Raw genomic sequence first — 15,318 nt, forward strand, 5'->3', positions numbered from 1 at the left:
CCCGCGCGCCCGCCCCCCCGCTCCCCCCCCCCGCCCCCGCGGCGCGGGCGGCCGGCGGCGGCTCCGCTCCCACCCCCCCCCCCCCCCCCCTCGCGGCGGCCGGTCACTTCCGGGGTGGGGGTTTCGGCGCGGGCTTGGACTCGTCCTCACCGATCACGGGCGGGACCACCTGGGCGGGCTCGCCGAACACGTCCGAGGCTTTCGGCGCCGGGCGGTGCTTGGACTGCCGTTGTTTCGCACCGCCGCCCATGCCCATGCCGCCGAGCCCCATGGGCACCATCGGCATCCCCATGCTGCTGCCGGGCTGCTGGGACGCACTCGGCACGGCAGGCGCCGGACCGAGCGGCAGCGCTCCGGCCCCGGTCGACTGCCCTTGCTCGATCTCAGCGTCTCGCGCCCCGGTGTGCCGCCCCTCGGCTGAGTCGTGCGCTGCCGACGGCGTCGTCGTACCTTCCGCCGCGCCTCCACCGGCCTGGGAATCCGCAGCCGGACCGGCATCGGCGCCGGCGTCGTGAAGTTTGAACCGTTCCTGTGGATAACGATGCGCGATCTCGATGCTGCGTGACGCCACGTCGGGGTCGTCGACACCGTCGCAGAGCCGCCCGAATGCCTCCAGCACGTCGCGTGCGGCCTCATACAAAGCCTTCGCCGTCTGCTGCGCCTCGTGCATCTGAGTGCGCGTCCGAGTGGCGCCACCGACAGGCAACATGGCTGATTCGGAGACGAGTCCGGCGGTGTCGACCAGTACTTCCGCCAGATCCACCACGATGCGACGAACCGCTGAGACGAGTTCGTCCAGTGCGCCGGCCAGCGTACTCAGCGCATCTCCGACGTCCGCGCCCGCGACACCGATCGCACCCATGTACGCGACGAAGGCGTCCGCGTCGTCGCCGGACCACCCCGCGTCGAGCCGTCCGAGGTCGTCGGCGAGCTGGCCCGACACGACCCCTGCCGCTTTCGCCGCCCGGCGCAGCCCCTCAGCCTCTGCGCCGAGCACCTCCCACTGGCCGATCAGCGGCCGGAAGTACACCTCCACCGGGTCGATCAGGCCCAGCTCGTCGGCCAGTTCCGACAGGTACCCCAGGTACGGCCCCGCCGCCGCCTCGATCTCCGGCCCGTCACCGAGCGCGTTTAGCCCGCTAAACGCGCTCGGCGGGGCGGGAGCCGCAGCGAGGGGGTGGGCGATGGATTCGGTGGCGCCGTCGTGCTCGGCCATCATCGTGGTGGTCAGAGCTCCCCGGCCCGTTCGATCAACGACGCGGATTCCGCGTCCCGGTCCGCGTGCCTCGAAGTCACCCGATGCAACGCCCCGGCCGCCGAGTGCAGTGCCGCCGCGCCGTCGGCCAGCTGCCGCCGGAGGGCCTCGACAGCACGACCGTAGGACTCCCCCAACCCCAGCTGGGCGCCCAAGCCGCCGAACACCTCTGCCGACACCGCGCCCGCACCGACCTCGCTCACAGCGGAATCCAGCTGCCCGGCGGCACCGTCGACCTTCCCGGCGTACTCCGCGACGACCGCTTCGTCGATCTTCACCCCGGCCATCGCATCCTCCGCTCGCCCGGCTTCACTCGAGCGTGTGACGTCCCGCAGGGATCGCCGGTTCCGGCAGCTAGTTGCCCGCCGCCTGCGGCTGCGCCGCCGTCGGGTAGGCGCCCGCATTGGGATCGATCGGGACGGTGTCGAACTCCTTCAGCACATCCTGCGTGTTCAGCGACGCACCCGGTGGCAGCAGGCCGATGATCGATTCCGGCGCGGGGAGCCGGTTGTTGAGCCCGATGGCGTCCGCGATCTTGGCATCGGGGACGCCATACCGGATGCCCCGGTCGGAGATCAGCTGGATAGCCCCCTTGCCGAAGGTCGCCTTCGACGTCGCGGACTGGACCACCGCCGCGAACCCCGGCTGCATGTAGAAACCGGTGATCGGCAGGCCGTTCGGGCCCGGCGTGGTCATCCGGATCGCCGTGGACGAGCCGTTCGGGTTCTTCGGCCCCGGCAGCTGGTTCCCGACGAACACGGACGTGTGCGCGTCCTGGTTGGCACCGTCACCGACAAGCGACCAGCCCAGGCAGGCGACCGGCGAGTTCTTCGTGGCGTCGAGCACGGTCGGCACCGAGGCCGGGAAGTCGTCGACGGCAAGATAACCCGGGTCCCCGGACTGCAACTGCTTGATGGTGCGCGTCTTGTCCAGGCCGAGCTGCATCATCCTGCTGGAACTGCCGTTCTTCGCCGTCCGCATGATGTCGGCCACGACCGGGGACACCTTCTGGATGCCGTTCTGGACGATGGCCCAGTACTCCATGGGCGCGCCCGCGGGAGCGGTGGAGAAGACGTCGCCCACGCTCAGGCCTTCGAGATCGGAGGGCGCCGGGCCGTTCTGGCCGGCGACCGTCGGCGGCGCCAGCCGGGCGACTTCGGGGATCGCGTTGAGCAGCGCCTGCGAAACCTTGCGCCCCTTCGGCGGCAGGTGGAGCGCGGCGCTGACCGCGTTCCCCGGGGTCAGGTCGACCTCGGCGCGCACGGTGTTGGTGTTCGGCCGGTTCGGGTTCGACGGCACCCGGTAGATCAGGTAGCTCTTGCCGTTGTCGGCGGTCGCCAGCAGTGCCTGGTCGACGCCCAGTTCGGTGCCGAGCTGGCTGACCCCGGCGAAAACGGTGGTGTCGGTCTGGTTGATGCTGTCCGGCTGCGGCAGCTGCGGGTTCAGCTTGACCTCGTCGCAGACGGCCCAGTTCGCCGAGATCCGCTGCGAATCCGACGGCAGCAGCTGCGGGCCGTCCGGGATGCCGGTCAGCTTGCCGCGCGGAATGTTCTTCAGCTGTTCATCGGAGACGACCGTCGCGTCCACGACGTTCGGCGCAGCACCGCCTTGCGCGGGAGGCTGGCCCGCCGACGCCGGGCTCGACTGACCGCCCGATGACTGCTTCTGCTGCTGTTGCTGCTGCGCGATGATCAGCAGCCGCGCGGAAGCGAGATTGAAGGTCGGGATCAGCTTCTTCGGGTTTCCCATGACGACATACACGGTGCCGGACTGCTGGCCGATGACGATCTTGCCTGCCTCTGGCACCGACGGCTGCGGGCTCAGCAGCCCCCAGACGATGAAGACGATCATGCCCAGCGCGCCCAGCACGACTCCCACGATCGTGGCCCGGGTGTGGGTTCGCATCGGGTCGTGCAGCATCACGGCGTCGCGCCGGACCAGCGCTGATTGCATCCGACGGAGGACGAACTGATAAGCCTGAACCTGAGACTTAGTCGTGGGCGTTGATGGCATTCTCGACCTACAGTCCTCCCCGTCGCGGTACGGTTCCGCAGGATAGCCGTACGGGGACCGTCTGGTGTGGGGTTTCTACCAACTCAAGCTAGGGTCAGGCACCTCGGGACCGGCTTTCCGGGTACGCAGCACGCACGAGGGGAAGAGAAAGCGCGGATGTCCGTCAATACTCCTCCACGTCCGCCTGGCCCGCCTCCAGGGTCGCCTCCGCCGGGTCGTCCCCCGGGACCGCCGCCGCGGCCGGGGAGACAGGGCGGTCCGGGTGGACCTGGCGGTGCGCCGGGCGGTCAGGGGACGCCGCGTCGACCCGGTGTGCCCGGCGGCGCTCCCGGACGTCCCGGAGCCCCTGGTCCTGGCGGTCCCGGCGGCCCTGGTGGGCCTGGCGGCCCCGGTGGGCCCGGTGGACCGGGCGGTCCTGGTGGCCCCGGTGGCCAGGGCGGTCCTCCGCCGCAGCAGCCTTCCGGCCCGGCACCGGTCCGGATGGCCGCGCCCGCGCGCCGACGTTCCGCCGGGGTGAACCTCGGCCCGCTTCCGGTCGCGAACCTGGTGGTCCTCGAACTCGGCCTCGCGATCGGCCTCGTACTGCTGGCGATCAACATGTCGCTGAAGTACGTCGGCATCGGCGTGCTGGCCGTCGCGCTGGTCATCGCCTTCCTGCGCTGGCGTGGCCGGTGGTTCACCCAGTGGGTCGGGCTCACCGCCCGCTACACGTTCCGTTCACACGATCGTGTGGCGACTCCGTTGCCGCCGAGCAGTATCGAATCGCTCGCCGCGGAAGAGGCCACGGTCACCGGGCCCGACGACGCGCGGGTGAACCTGCTGCGGATCGCGGTGCCGGATCTCGTGGTGGCGCACGGCGTCGACCACGAGCGCCAGCAGGTCGGCCTCGCCTGGAACGACGGCACGTGGACGGCTGTCCTGCTGGTCGAGCCCACCCCGGCGTTGATCACCCAAGCGGGTGGCGCGCCGAGTCTTCCGCTGGCCGCGCTCGCGCCGTGCCTCGAGGACAGGGGCGTGGTGCTCGACTCGATCCAGATGATCTGGCACTGCTACCCGGGAAGCGCCGCGCTCCCCGCGGATTCCCCGGCGCTCAGCTCGTACATGGAGGTGCTCGGGCCGCTGCCCGCCGCCGCCCGGCGGACGACCTGGGTGGCCATCCGGCTCGATCCGCGGCGCTGCCCGGCGGCGATCCGCGAACGCGGCGGCGGCGTCGTGGGCGCCCACCGCGCGCTCATCGGCGCGTTGTCCCGCGTGCGTAACGCCTTGGAATCACAGGGCGTGCCGACCCGTCCGCTGGATCCGGACGAGCTGCTGCGGGCCAGCATTTCGGCCGCGGAACTCACCGCCGTCGCGGGCGCGCCGGCGAAGGTGACGCTGCAGGAGCGCTGGACCGGTGTCACCGCCGCGGGTATCGGGCACGCGAGCTACGCGATCACCGGCTGGCCCAAGGGCAAGATCACCGGCAGCCTCAACGCCCTCACCAGCGTTCGGGCACTGTCGGCGACCGTCGCCATGTCGATCGCTCCGGCGGCCGACGAGGGCAAGATCGGGCTGCGCGGTGTCGTGCGGTTGAGCGCACGGAACCCGCGTGAACTCGACACGGCCGACCAGCGGCTGCAAGGAATTTCGGAGCGTCTCGGAGTGACGCTGACGCCGTTGCGCGGCCTGCAGGTCTCCGCGTTCGCCGCGACGCTGCCGATCGGAGGTACGGCATGAGTTCCCGCCTTCGCGACTCCGGGCAGAGCGCCGGTGTGGCACCGGAGTTCACTGTGGACCCCGCGATGCTCGACGCGATCAGCCCGTCGGGCGACCGTGGGGGGATCGTGCTCGGCTCGGGACTCAAGGGCGAGCCACTCACGATTTCGGCGCTGCGGTCGACGCCGACGAGGATCGTGCTGGTCGGCGGGCTGTATCTGGCGCGTCAGGTCGCGATGCGCGCGATGGCCGTCGGTGCGTGGGTGGTCGTGGCGACCGGGCGTCCGGCCGCCTGGCAGGTGCTGCCGCAGGCCGCGGGCAACCAGCGTGACGGCCGGCCTTCGCCGCTCGTGCAGATCCGGCGGCTGTCGCCGGTGGAACTGCCCCGGCCGTCCGAGGACGCGCCGCTGCTGGTCGTGACCGACGGCGGCCCGACCCCGCAGGACTTGTTCCCACCCCGGTCACCGTGGCAGACGACGGTGTACGTCCTGCCGTATCTGCACCCGCAGGCGGGAGCGACGGCGAACGCGGCGGACCTGGTGCTGATGCAGCGTCTTCCCGCCGGCCAAGCCGAACTGGCGGCCCGGATCTGGCGGCTCCCGCCCCAGATGATGCGGCAGCTCACAACGCTGAAGGACGACCAGGTGGTCGCGCTGGGCCGCAACCTGTGGCGCCCCCTCCGCCTCGTCACCACCACCAAGGAACAACAACTCCTCGGCCCCGTCCGCCGCGGCGACTGACCCCCGGCCGGGTGCGTTTAGCGGGCTAACTGCACTTGGGTCGGCTGGGCGCGTTTAGCGGGCTAAACGCGCCCAGGTGGCAGGAATGGGCGGGTTGGGAATGGTGAGGTGTTGTCAAGGGGGATATCGCGAGGCTGTGGATAACAGGGGACTTGTGGACAACTCGACCTGTTCGGCGTTCGATCGAGCAGGGTTGTCGGTCTTGGGCGCCACAGTGTCACCGTGGCTATTCTCCTCAACACCGACCATCTTCCCGACGTCTTCCGCGGCTCCGAAGCGCGAAAGGCTGGCTTGATCACGGCCGGCCAGCTCAGGGGTCCTGGAGTCCGTCGTCTATTCCAAGACGTATACGCGCCCGCACATGTCACCGTCACGCACGAACTACGGTGCCGCGGCGCCGCCTTACTTGCACCCAAAGAGGCGGTCCTAACTGGACGGTCCGCCGCGACCGTGCTGGGCGTGGAGCTGGCGAAGCCCTACGATCCCGTCGAGTTCGTGGTACCGGAGAAGCATCGATTCGGCCCAATCGTGGGGATACACATACGCCGCACCGAGGTACCTCAGGCTGAAACGCGTAGCTGGCATGGAGTTCGCATCGCCCGGCCCGCACGGATAGCGCTCGACCTCCTGCTCCGGCTGTCCCCACGGAAGCGCAGCTGGGTGCGACGTCTCCGCATCGGCGTTCCGGACCTGGACGCGTTCCTCCGGGCCAAGCTGGTCAGACGCCGGGACTTGGAGCGTCTCTTCATGAAACGCCGGAACCGCGGCATCCGCCTGGCCAGACATGCTCTCCTGCTCTCGGACCCGCGTGCGGAGTCGCTGCCGGAATCAGAACTGCGGATCGTGCTCGCTGCTGGCGGCTTCGCGGCAAAACCCCAATACAACGTGCGCTCAAGGCGGGGACACTTCCTGGGCAGGCTCGACCTGGCGATCAAGGAAAGCAAAGTCGCCATCGAATACGACGGACGCTGGCACGAAGAACCATCGCAACAGCAGCACGACTATGAACGCCGACGGCGAATTGCCGAAGAAGGGTGGCGATTCGTGATCGTGACGGCCGAGCAGTTGGCGACCGACTTCGCGAGCATCCTCGATGCCGTCCGCACTGCCCAGCAGGCGCAGTTCGCGGGCTAAACGCGCCGCGCTCGGTCAAGGGTGGGGTGTGCGGACGTTGCGAGTTTGTTCGGCGCGGGCGGCCAATTCGGCGTCCGGGGGGTAATCGACCGCGGTCAGAGTAAGGCCGTGAGCGGGCGCCACGGCGCTGTCGCGGACGCCGCTCGCGAGTACACCCGACGGCCAGTCCGAGGCCCGTCGCCCGTCACCGGTGAGGAGCACGGCACCAACCAGGCTTCGCACCATCGAATGGCAGAAGGCATCGGCTGACACCACGGCCTCCACCGCATGGGGCGCCGTCCGGCGCCATTCGAATCGCTGCAATTCACGGATCGTCGTGCCGCCCTCCCGCTGTTTGCAGAACGCTGCGAAATCTCGCAGACCGAGCAGCTCAGCCGACGCCTCGTTCATGACGTCGATCGACAAGGGACGCCCCCACGCGAGGGTGTCCTTGCGCCGCAGCGGATCCACGCCCCAGACGGCGTCGGACACCCGATAGAGATAGTGCCTACGCACGGCTGAGAAACGGGCATCGAAGCCCGTCGGCGCCACGCGAGCGCCCAGCACACGGACGTCCCCCGGCAGGATCCTGTTCCATCGATGGCACATCCGGACCAGGTCAGGGATCCCCCACTCGTCCACTGCGATCCGGCCCGAGTGCGTTTTGCCCGCTAAAGGCGCGGCGTCGACGTGGAGGACTTGGCCGGAGGCGTGCACACCGGCGTCGGTGCGGCCGGCGACGACGACGGACTTCGGGACCGCGGAGCCGGGAGGCTGTTTGGCGAGAGCGTCTTCGAGTACACCTTGGACGGTCCGGCGCCCCGGCTGGCGAGCCCAGCCGGAGAAATCGGTCCCGTCGTAGCTGACATCGAGACGCAGACGGACGAGCCCGCCCTCCCCAGCGGGAGTGGCGGGCTCGTCCGGTGTACGTGCAGCCGTCAGGACTCAGTCCTTCTTGGCGTCCGCGTCCGCAGCGGCCTCGGGGGCCTCAGCGGCCTCCTCAGCCGCCGGGGCCTCGGCAGCGGCGGTCTCGGTCGTCTCGGCGGCGTCGGCGACCTCAGTGGTCTCCTCAGCGGCCGGGGCGGCCGGAGCAGCGGCCTTCTCGTCCTTGGCGAACTTCGTCTTACGAGCCCGCTCGGCCTCGGACGTCACGGTCTTCTCCGCGACCAGTTCGATGACCGCCATGGGGGCGTTGTCGCCCTTGCGCGGCATCGTCTTGGTGATGCGGGTGTAGCCGCCCGCGCGCTCGGCGAAGTGCGGGCCGATCTCGGCGAACAGCTTGTGCAGGACGTCCTTGTCACGGACGACGCGCTGCACCTGACGGCGGTTGTGCAGGTCGCCCCGCTTCGCCTTGGTGATCAGCTTCTCGGCCAGCGGGCGCACACGCTTGGCCTTGGCCTCGGTCGTCGTGATCTTGCCGTGCTCGAACAGCTGCGTGGCCAGGTTGGCCAGGATCAGCCGCTCGTGCGCGGACGACCCGCCGAGCCGGGCTCCCTTGGTGGGGGTGGGCATGGGTTCTCCTAGTTCAGCTCACAGCGTCCAGGCCGACGGCCTTACAGCTGCTCCGTCTCTGCGTAGTCCTGGCCGTCGTCGTGGCCGTCGTCCGAAATACCGGTGGCGATCCCGCCGACGCCCTCGGACCAGCCCTCACCGTCGTAGCTGGCCGCGGCCGCGGTCGGGTCGAACCCGGGCGGGCTGTCCTTGAGCGCGAGGCCGAGGCCGACGAGCTTGAGCTTGACCTCGTCGATCGACTTCGCACCGAAGTTCCGGATGTCGAGCAGGTCGGCCTCGCTGCGCGAGACCAGTTCGCCGACCGTGTGGATGCCTTCGCGCTTGAGGCAGTTGTACGACCGGACTGTGAGGTCCAGGTCCTCGATCGGCATCGCGTAGGCGGCGATGGTGTCCGCCTCCTGCGGCGACGGGCCGATCTCGATGCCCTCGGCGTCGACGTTCAGTTCGCGAGCGAGACCGAACAGCTCCACCAGCGTCTTGCCAGCGGACGCGACAGCGTCCCGGGGCGTGATCGACGGCTTGGTCTCCACGTCCAGGATCAGCTTGTCGAAGTCGGTGCGCTGCTCGACACGGGTCGCCTCGACCTTGTACGTCACCTTCAGCACCGGCGAGTAGATCGAGTCGACCGGGATCCGGCCGATCTCGGCGCCGGCCTGCTTGTTCTGCAGGGCCGGAACGTAACCGCGGCCGCGCTCGACGACGAGCTCGATCTCGAGCTTGCCCTTGCCGTTCAGCGACGCGATGTGCAGATCCGGGTTGTGCACGGTGACGCCGGCCGGGGGCACGATGTCGGCGGCGGTGACCTCACCAGGGCCCTGCTTGCGCAGGTACATGGTGACCGGCTCGTCCTCCTCCGAGGACACCACGAGCTCCTTGAGGTTCAGGATGATGTCGGTGACGTCTTCCTTCACCCCGGGGACGGTGGTGAACTCGTGCAGCACGCCGTCGATGCGGATGCTCGTCACGGCCGCGCCCGGGATGGACGACAGCAGCGTGCGCCGCAGCGAGTTGCCGAGCGTGTAGCCGAAGCCGGGCTCCAGCGGCTCGATGGTGAACCGGGAGCGGGTTTCGTTGACCGTCTCTTCGCCGAGAGCCGGCCGCTGGGAAATCAGCATTCTTCCTTGTTCCTTTCCAGACGACGCCCGCCATATGACGCCGAAAGGGATGGCGCGGCGGCGGCGCACCCTGGGCGCCGCCGCCCTGACCCGCACCGGGCCCCGGGAAGACCCGAAGCCCGGTGGAGGATCACTTCGAGTAGAGCTCGACGATCAGCTGTTCCTGAACCGGAACATCGATCTGCGCGCGCTCCGGGAGCTGGTGGACCAGCACGCGGAGGCTCGACTGGACGACCTGCAGCCACGCCGGGATCGGACGCTCGCCGAAGGACTCCTTGGCCGCGACGAACGGCAGCATCGACAGCGACTTCGGCCGTACGTCGATGATGTCCCACTTGCTGACCTGGAAGCTCGGCACGTTGACCTTGACGCCGTTGACCAGGAAGTGGCCGTGGCTCACCAGCTGACGCGCCTGACGGCGGGTGCGGGCGATGCCGGCGCGGTAGATCACGTTGTCCAGCCGGGACTCGAGGATCTGCAGCAGGTTCTCACCGGTCTTGCCGGGACGCCGCACGGCTTCCTTGTAGTACCGGACGAACTGCTTCTCGAGCACGCCGTAGGTGTAGCGAGCCTTCTGCTTCTCCTGCGACTGCAGAAGGAACTCGGACTCCTTGATCCGGCCGCGGCCGTGCTGGCCGGGCGGGTAGGGGCGACGCTCGAAAGCCTGGTCGCCGCCGATGAGGTCAACCTTGAGGCGACGCGAAATACGCGTCGCGGGGCCGGTGTAACGAGCCATTTCTTCTTACTCCTCCCCGTTCCTCAGACCCGGCGCCGCTTGGGCGGGCGGCAGCCGTTGTGAGGCTGCGGGGTCACGTCCTGGATGGTGCCGACCTCGAGGCCGGCCGCCTGCAGCGAGCGGATCGCCGTCTCGCGGCCCGAACCCGGGCCCTTCACGAACACGTCGACCTTCTTCATGCCGTGCTCGGCGGCCTTGCGGGCGGCGTTCTCGGCGGCCATCTGCGCGGCGAACGGGGTGGACTTGCGCGAGCCCTTGAAGCCCACGTGCCCACTGGACGCCCACGCGATCACGGCACCGGTCGGGTCCGTGATCGAGACGATCGTGTTGTTGAAGGTGCTCTTGATGTGCGCGTGACCGTGCGCGACGTTCTTCTTTTCCTTGCGGCGGACCTTCTTGGCCCCCGCCGCAGTACGAGACTTCGGTGGCATGTTCTGAGGGATCTCCTGTTAGCGCGCGTTCTCTTGGTGAGCGGCTGCTGCTTCACGCTGTCCGCGCCGGATGACGGACCCGGCGTCGGTGTACAGGTTGCGCAGCGCCATCGGGCGGGCGTAGAGCGCCTTGGGCGAGACACAAGCCGTGCCGCGACGCTGGGCGCCGCCCATCCGCACGACCTTCTTGCCCTGGACGCTCACTTCTTGCCAGCCTTCTTCTTGCCGGCGACCGTCTTCTTCGGACCCTTGCGGGTACGGGCGTTGGTCTTCGTGCGCTGACCACGGACGGGAAGTCCGCGACGCCACCGAAGGCCCTCGTAGCACCCGATCTCGATCTTCCGACGGATGTCGGCGTTCACCTCGCGGCGAAGGTCACCCTCGACCTTGTAGTTCTCTTCGATGTACGTACGCAGCTTGGCGAGATCGTCATCGGAGAGGTCCTTGACGCGAGTGTCCGCGTTGAGCTCGGCAGCCGCGATGAGCTGCTTCGAGCGGGTACGGCCGATGCCGTAGATGTAGGTCAGCGCGATCTCCAACCGCTTCTCGCGGGGGAGGTCTACGCCAGCGAGTCGTGCCATTGGCGTTGATGCTCCTTCATAGGTTCTTCTTCAGGTCTGCTCCCCGTCCGGTCCCGGGACCGACTCGCCTGTCTTGCCCTCGGCTCGCGCTTCGGGTGTCCCGGCCCCGGCCTGAAGTCCGGGGGTGAACCGGACCGCTCACGCGGCCCGGCAGGTGCGGGGAGGTTGTGTAGCTGTCAATCCACTCTGGTCGAGTGCGGGTGATCAGCCCTGCCGCTGCTTGTGCCGCAGGTTCTCGCAGATCACCATGATCCGGCCGTGACGGCGGATCACCTTGCACTTGTCGCAGATCTTCTTGACGCTCGGCTGGACCTTCACGTCTCCTGCTCTCCTGCTTGTGCTCTACTCTCAGTGATCACTTGTAGCGGTAGACGATGCGACCACGAGATAGGTCGTAGGGCGAGAGCTCCACGACAACCCTGTCCTCGGGCAGGATGCGGATGTAGTGCTGCCGCATCTTGCCGCTGATGTGTGCAAGGACCTTGTGGCCGTTCTCCAACTCGACGCGGAACATCGCGTTGGGGAGCGGCTCGACTACGCGGCCTTCGACCTCGATGGCCCCGTCTTTCTTGCCCATGTCCTCCGCATTTCCTGTCGCTACGCTGTGTGATCGCTGAGCTTGAGTGCTTGGCTGGGTGGTGCGTCGGCACACTCCTCCCCGACTCCAATGTTCGCGAGATTCACGAGCGCGCTGGAACCGGGCGCGATGAGTACGCCGACTTGACAGTGTACGCAACCCGTGTCGCGACCCCCAAACTGGGGGTAACCGTGCTACGGGCCCGCTCCGCCCCGGCCGCCGGGAGCTGCGTTTAGCGGGCTAAACGCAGCGCGCGGGGTCGCCCCGAGTACCACGGCGCTCCGAAGGCCAGGCACTTCCACCGGGCCCGACTGCATTTAGCGGGCTAACTGCGCTCCCCCGGGACCCGGTGCTCGTCACTCTCCGGCCGAAGAGTGACGACGAGGACCGGGGCGGGCCTGCAACGGGCGCGAGTGCGTTTAGCCCGCTAAATGCGCACGGCGCGGGGCGCGAAGGTGCGTTTAGCGGGCTAAACGCGGTCGCGGAGGGGGTGGGTCAGGAGTCTTCGGAGGCGGTGAGGACCCAGGGGCCGTCTTCGGTTATGGCGACGGTGTGCTCCCAGTGCGCGGCGCGCGAGCCGTCGGCAGTGACGACGGTCCAGCCGTCGTCCAGTTCACGGGTCTCCCCGCCACCGCTGGTCAGCATCGGCTCGATCGCCAGCGCCATGCCCGGCTTCAGCCGGGGCCCCTTGCCCGGTTTGCCCACATTGGGCAGGAACGGCTCCATGTGCATCTGGCGCCCGATGCCGTGCCCGCCGTACTCGAGGATCATCCCGTACTCGACGCCGTCGTCCCGGCCGGCCTTTTCGGCGGCGGACTGCACCGCGAACGAGATGTCGGTCAGCCGCCCACCGGCGCTGACCGCACCGATCCCGGCCCACATCGCGGCTTTGGTCGCCGCGGAAAGCGCGCGATACGACGCGTCGACATCGCCGATCTCGAGCGTGACAGCGGAGTCGCCGTGCCAGCCGTCGAGGATGGCACCGCAGTCCACGGAGATGATGTCACCGTCCGCGAGCACCTGCGTCTTCGACGGGATGCCGTGCACGATCTGCTCGTTCACCGAAGCGCAGATCGACGCCGGGAAGCCGTGGTAGCCCTTGAACGAAGGCACCGCACCGGCGTCCCGGATCGTCTGCTCGGCCAGCTCGTCGAGTTCCGCGGTGCTCACACCCGGCACGGCGGCCGCGCGGACCGCCGCCAGCGTGCGCGCGACGACGAGACCCGCCGCGCGCATCGCCTGGAGTTCGTCCGGGGTCTTGACCTCGATCATGCGCCCACGACGAAGTACTTGCAGAACACGCAATCCTCCGAGATTCACGTGCGGTCGCGCAGCGCTTTCAGCACCCGGGCCGAGATCTCCTCGACCTCGCCGACCCCGTCGACCTTGACCAGGATGTCGGCGTAGTAGTGCAGCAGCGGCGCGGTCTCCGAGACGTAGATCTGCTGACGACGGCGGATGACGTCCTCGGTGTCGTCGGTGCGGCCCCGCGACATGAGGCGCTTGACCACGACGTCCTCAGGAACCTCGAGCTGGATGACCGCGTCGAGACCGGTGTCCGCGTCGCTCAGGATCTCCCCGAGCACCTCGGCCTGCTTGGTGTTCCGGGGAAAGCCGTCGAGCAGGAAGCCGACCTTGGCGTCGGGCTCCGCCAGCCGTTCGCGCACCATTTCGTTCGTGACCGAGTCGGGGACGAGTTCGCCCGAGTCCAGGTAGCGCGAAGCCTCCTGGCCCAGCGGGGTGCCCTGGCCGACGTGGGCGCGGAACAGATCGCCCGTCGAGATGTGCGGAATGCGCAACTGCTCGGACAGGGCAACTGCCTGTGTACCTTTGCCCGCACCGGGCGGGCCGACGAGAACCAGGCGCGTCACTTCAAGAACCCTTCGTAGTTGCGCTGCATCAGCTGGCTTTCGATCTGTTTGACGGTGTCGAGACCGACGCCCACCATGATCAGCACAGCCGTGCCACCGAACGGGAAGTTCTGGTTGTTCCCCGATCCGGTCACCGACAGGAAGAAGTTCGGAAGAATCGCGATGATGCCCAGGTAGAGCGAGCCCGGCAGGGTGATCCTGCCGAGGACGTAGCTCAGGTACTCCGCGGTCGGCCGCCCGGGCCGGATGCCCGGGATGAAGCCACCGAACTTCTTCATCTCCTCAGCACGCTCGTCCACGTTGAACGTGATCGTGATGTAGAAGTACGTGAAGAAGATGATCAACGCGAAGTACAACAGGATGTGCACCCAGTTGCCCTGGTTGACGATGTAGTTCTGGATGAAGACCTGCCACCCGGAGTTGCTGTTCTGGTTGCCCACCAGGCGACTGATCAGATCCGGCAGATACAGCAGCGACGAAGCGAAGATGACCGGGATGACACCGGCCTGGTTGACCTTGATCGGCAGATAAGTCGACGTGCCGCCGTACATCCGGCGGCCGATCATGCGCTTGGCGTACTGCACCGGGATCCGGCGCTGCCCCTGCTCGACGAAGATGACGCTGGCGATGATCACCAGGCCGAACACGCAGATCATCGCGAGCGCGACGCCACCGCCGTTGCTCAGGATGTTGCCGCCCTCGACCGGGATGCGGGCCGCGATGTTCAGGAAGATCAGGACGGACATGCCGTTGCCAACGCCGCGCTCGGTGATCAGCTCGCCCAGCCACATCATCACCGCGGTGCCGGCGGTCATGGTGACCACGATCAGCGTCAGCGCGTAGATGCTGTTGTCCGGGATGATCGGGTTCGGGCAGTCCGGGAAGAGCTGCTTGCGGTCCGCGAGCGCGACGACGCCGGTGGCCTGCAGGATCGCCAGCGCGATCGTCAGGTACCGGGTGTACTGCGTCAGCTTGCCCTGGCCGGACTGGCCTTCCTTCTTCAGCTCCTCGAACCGCGGGATGACCACGGTGAGCAGCTGGATGATGATGCTCGCCGTGATGTACGGCATGATGCCGGTCGAGAAGAGCGACAGCTGCAGCAGCGCACCGCCGCTGAACAGGTTCAGCAGCTGGTAGACGCCTTCCTGCTGAGCCTGGGACGAACACGCCTGAACGGCGGAGAACGAGATCCCGGGGGCCGGAATGGCCGCACCGATTCGGTAGACCGCGACAATGGCTAGCGTGAACAGGATCTTCTTGCGTAGATCCGGCGTCGCGAGAGCCGAGCGGAAGGCGCTGAGCACGCGGGGGACCTCCTCGGCGTCGTCGGCTGTCGTACCGACGATCGGCTTGGCCGGCACGGTGACCGGCGGGAACACAGCTCACTGGCAGGCAAGCCAGGAACGCTTCGGGGCACACTCGTCCCGAAGCGTGCCGCCGACTCTAACAGCTTCACAGGGCGTGTCCGCAGTGTGTGTGCGTTATTCGCCGCAGGTTGCTCCGCCGGGATGATCCACAACGGCCGCTCGGCCGGATTCCTTGACACGCGACTCCACCGCGAGGTGCGATTCCGACCGAGCCAAGTGCGTTTAGCGGGCTAAAAACACTAGTGGGCGGCCGCCGCAGGGGGGGGGCACGTGTGCCCCCGTATGGGGGGGGGGGGGGTGGTTGAAAACAAA

19 protein-coding genes are annotated in these 15,318 nt (G+C 68.3%); 4 read left to right on the forward strand and 15 right to left on the reverse strand.

The annotated features are described in order from the left end of the window. Positions 1 to 103: 103 nt before the first annotated feature. From ACFWX1_RS35340 to eccB, 3 genes are all read right to left on the reverse strand, one after another. Positions 104 to 1,219 (reverse strand): WXG100 family type VII secretion target, encoded by a 1,116-nt coding sequence (locus tag ACFWX1_RS35340; protein ID WP_378394140.1) that lies wholly within the window; start codon positions 1,217 to 1,219, stop codon positions 104 to 106. An 8-nt stretch (positions 1,220 to 1,227) separates the two neighbouring features. Beyond that, positions 1,228 to 1,542 carry a hypothetical protein gene (locus ACFWX1_RS35345; RefSeq protein ID WP_378394141.1) on the reverse strand — a complete coding sequence of 105 codons (315 nt, stop codon included), beginning with the start codon at positions 1,540 to 1,542 and terminating at the stop codon, positions 1,228 to 1,230. Between the two features lie 67 nt (positions 1,543 to 1,609). Beyond that, positions 1,610 to 3,208 (reverse strand): type VII secretion protein EccB, encoded by a 1,599-nt coding sequence (gene eccB, locus ACFWX1_RS35350; RefSeq protein ID WP_378394142.1) that lies wholly within the window; start codon positions 3,206 to 3,208, stop codon positions 1,610 to 1,612. Between the two features lie 322 nt (positions 3,209 to 3,530). On the opposite strand from eccB, the gene ACFWX1_RS35355 reads away from it, so the two are divergent. The 4 genes from ACFWX1_RS35355 (at position 3,531) to ACFWX1_RS35370 (ending at position 6,837) form a co-directional block, all read left to right on the forward strand. After that, positions 3,531 to 3,785, forward strand: coding sequence for a hypothetical protein (locus tag ACFWX1_RS35355; RefSeq protein ID WP_378394143.1), 255 nt, complete (start codon positions 3,531 to 3,533; stop codon positions 3,783 to 3,785). After that, positions 3,749 to 4,984 carry a type VII secretion protein EccE gene (gene eccE, locus ACFWX1_RS35360; protein WP_378394144.1) on the forward strand — a complete coding sequence of 412 codons (1,236 nt, stop codon included), beginning with the start codon at positions 3,749 to 3,751 and terminating at the stop codon, positions 4,982 to 4,984. Before ACFWX1_RS35355 ends, eccE begins: the two co-directional genes overlap by 37 nt. Next, entirely contained in the window at positions 4,981 to 5,703 is a 723-nt protein-coding gene (locus ACFWX1_RS35365) for a hypothetical protein (RefSeq protein ID WP_378330865.1), read from the forward strand. Before eccE ends, ACFWX1_RS35365 begins: the two co-directional genes overlap by 4 nt. 459 nt (positions 5,704 to 6,162) lie before the next feature. Further along, positions 6,163 to 6,837 carry an endonuclease domain-containing protein gene (locus tag ACFWX1_RS35370; protein ID WP_378394145.1) on the forward strand — a complete coding sequence of 225 codons (675 nt, stop codon included), beginning with the start codon at positions 6,163 to 6,165 and terminating at the stop codon, positions 6,835 to 6,837. Positions 6,838 to 6,852: 15 nt separating this feature from the next. Here the strand turns inward: ACFWX1_RS35370 and ACFWX1_RS35375 are convergent, their stop codons facing one another. The 12 genes from ACFWX1_RS35375 to secY all read right to left on the reverse strand — a co-directional run bounded on the left by ACFWX1_RS35375 (position 6,853) and on the right by secY (position 14,943). Next, on the reverse strand, positions 6,853 to 7,695 hold the full coding sequence (locus tag ACFWX1_RS35375; protein ID WP_378394152.1) for a tRNA pseudouridine synthase A: 843 nt from the start codon (positions 7,693 to 7,695) through the stop codon (positions 6,853 to 6,855). Between the two features lie 66 nt (positions 7,696 to 7,761). Next, positions 7,762 to 8,328: a 50S ribosomal protein L17 gene (gene rplQ / locus ACFWX1_RS35380; protein WP_378394146.1), complete on the reverse strand. Its 567-nt coding sequence runs from the start codon at positions 8,326 to 8,328 to the stop codon at positions 7,762 to 7,764. A 41-nt stretch (positions 8,329 to 8,369) separates the two neighbouring features. Beyond that, a complete protein-coding gene (locus ACFWX1_RS35385) occupies positions 8,370 to 9,443 on the reverse strand; it encodes a DNA-directed RNA polymerase subunit alpha (protein WP_378394148.1) in 1,074 nt (357 codons plus the stop codon). Between the two features lie 130 nt (positions 9,444 to 9,573). Next, positions 9,574 to 10,179, reverse strand: a complete 606-nt coding sequence (rpsD, locus tag ACFWX1_RS35390) for a 30S ribosomal protein S4 (protein WP_378330861.1) — start codon at positions 10,177 to 10,179, stop codon at positions 9,574 to 9,576. Positions 10,180 to 10,202: 23 nt separating this feature from the next. Next, positions 10,203 to 10,610, reverse strand: a complete 408-nt coding sequence (gene rpsK, locus ACFWX1_RS35395; protein ID WP_004558885.1) for a 30S ribosomal protein S11 — start codon at positions 10,608 to 10,610, stop codon at positions 10,203 to 10,205. Positions 10,611 to 10,628: 18 nt separating this feature from the next. Then, complete coding sequence (locus ACFWX1_RS35400; RefSeq protein WP_345396707.1) at positions 10,629 to 10,814, reverse strand: hypothetical protein; 186 nt, start codon at positions 10,812 to 10,814, stop codon at positions 10,629 to 10,631. Further along, positions 10,811 to 11,191, reverse strand: coding sequence for a 30S ribosomal protein S13 (gene rpsM, locus ACFWX1_RS35405; protein WP_378330860.1), 381 nt, complete (start codon positions 11,189 to 11,191; stop codon positions 10,811 to 10,813). Before rpsM ends, ACFWX1_RS35400 begins: the two co-directional genes overlap by 4 nt. A 204-nt stretch (positions 11,192 to 11,395) precedes the next feature. Beyond that, a complete protein-coding gene (rpmJ, locus tag ACFWX1_RS35410) occupies positions 11,396 to 11,509 on the reverse strand; it encodes a 50S ribosomal protein L36 (RefSeq protein ID WP_004558882.1) in 114 nt (37 codons plus the stop codon). Positions 11,510 to 11,546: 37 nt separating this feature from the next. Continuing rightward, entirely contained in the window at positions 11,547 to 11,768 is a 222-nt protein-coding gene (infA, locus tag ACFWX1_RS35415; protein ID WP_005166804.1) for a translation initiation factor IF-1, read from the reverse strand. A gap of 495 nt (positions 11,769 to 12,263) precedes the next feature. Beyond that, the gene (gene map / locus ACFWX1_RS35420; RefSeq protein WP_378394149.1) at positions 12,264 to 13,040 is read right to left on the reverse strand and encodes a type I methionyl aminopeptidase; all 777 of its coding nucleotides are present in this window, start codon (positions 13,038 to 13,040) and stop codon (positions 12,264 to 12,266) included. Between the two features lie 44 nt (positions 13,041 to 13,084). Continuing rightward, positions 13,085 to 13,639, reverse strand: a complete 555-nt coding sequence (locus ACFWX1_RS35425) for an adenylate kinase (protein WP_378394150.1) — start codon at positions 13,637 to 13,639, stop codon at positions 13,085 to 13,087. Then, the gene (gene secY, locus ACFWX1_RS35430) at positions 13,636 to 14,943 is read right to left on the reverse strand and encodes a preprotein translocase subunit SecY (protein WP_378330885.1); all 1,308 of its coding nucleotides are present in this window, start codon (positions 14,941 to 14,943) and stop codon (positions 13,636 to 13,638) included. The genes ACFWX1_RS35425 and secY overlap by 4 nt, the downstream gene beginning before the upstream one ends. Positions 14,944 to 15,318 lie beyond the last annotated feature (375 nt).

The sequence above is a fragment of the Amycolatopsis sp. NPDC059021 genome, assembly GCF_042739895.1.
Classification (GTDB): domain Bacteria; phylum Actinomycetota; class Actinomycetes; order Mycobacteriales; family Pseudonocardiaceae; genus Amycolatopsis.

Bases quoted from the DNA above. Each gene is read 5' to 3' on its own strand.
- ACFWX1_RS35340 (WP_378394140.1), bottom strand. From the start codon at position 1,219: ATGATGGCCGAGCACGACGGCGCCACCGAATCCATCGCCCACCCCCTC.
- ACFWX1_RS35345 (WP_378394141.1), bottom strand. From the start codon at position 1,542: ATGGCCGGGGTGAAGATCGACGAAGCGGTCGTCGCGGAGTACGCCGGG.
- eccB (WP_378394142.1), bottom strand. From the start codon at position 3,208: ATGCAATCAGCGCTGGTCCGGCGCGACGCCGTGATGCTGCACGACCCG.
- eccE (WP_378394144.1), top strand. From the start codon at position 3,749: ATGGCCGCGCCCGCGCGCCGACGTTCCGCCGGGGTGAACCTCGGCCCG.
- ACFWX1_RS35365 (WP_378330865.1), top strand. From the start codon at position 4,981: ATGAGTTCCCGCCTTCGCGACTCCGGGCAGAGCGCCGGTGTGGCACCG.
- rplQ (WP_378394146.1), bottom strand. From the start codon at position 8,328: ATGCCCACCCCCACCAAGGGAGCCCGGCTCGGCGGGTCGTCCGCGCAC.
- ACFWX1_RS35385 (WP_378394148.1), bottom strand. From the start codon at position 9,443: ATGCTGATTTCCCAGCGGCCGGCTCTCGGCGAAGAGACGGTCAACGAA.
- rpsD (WP_378330861.1), bottom strand. From the start codon at position 10,179: ATGGCTCGTTACACCGGCCCCGCGACGCGTATTTCGCGTCGCCTCAAG.
- rpsK (WP_004558885.1), bottom strand. From the start codon at position 10,610: ATGCCACCGAAGTCTCGTACTGCGGCGGGGGCCAAGAAGGTCCGCCGC.
- rpsM (WP_378330860.1), bottom strand. From the start codon at position 11,191: ATGGCACGACTCGCTGGCGTAGACCTCCCCCGCGAGAAGCGGTTGGAG.
- infA (WP_005166804.1), bottom strand. From the start codon at position 11,768: ATGGGCAAGAAAGACGGGGCCATCGAGGTCGAAGGCCGCGTAGTCGAG.
- map (WP_378394149.1), bottom strand. From the start codon at position 13,040: ATGATCGAGGTCAAGACCCCGGACGAACTCCAGGCGATGCGCGCGGCG.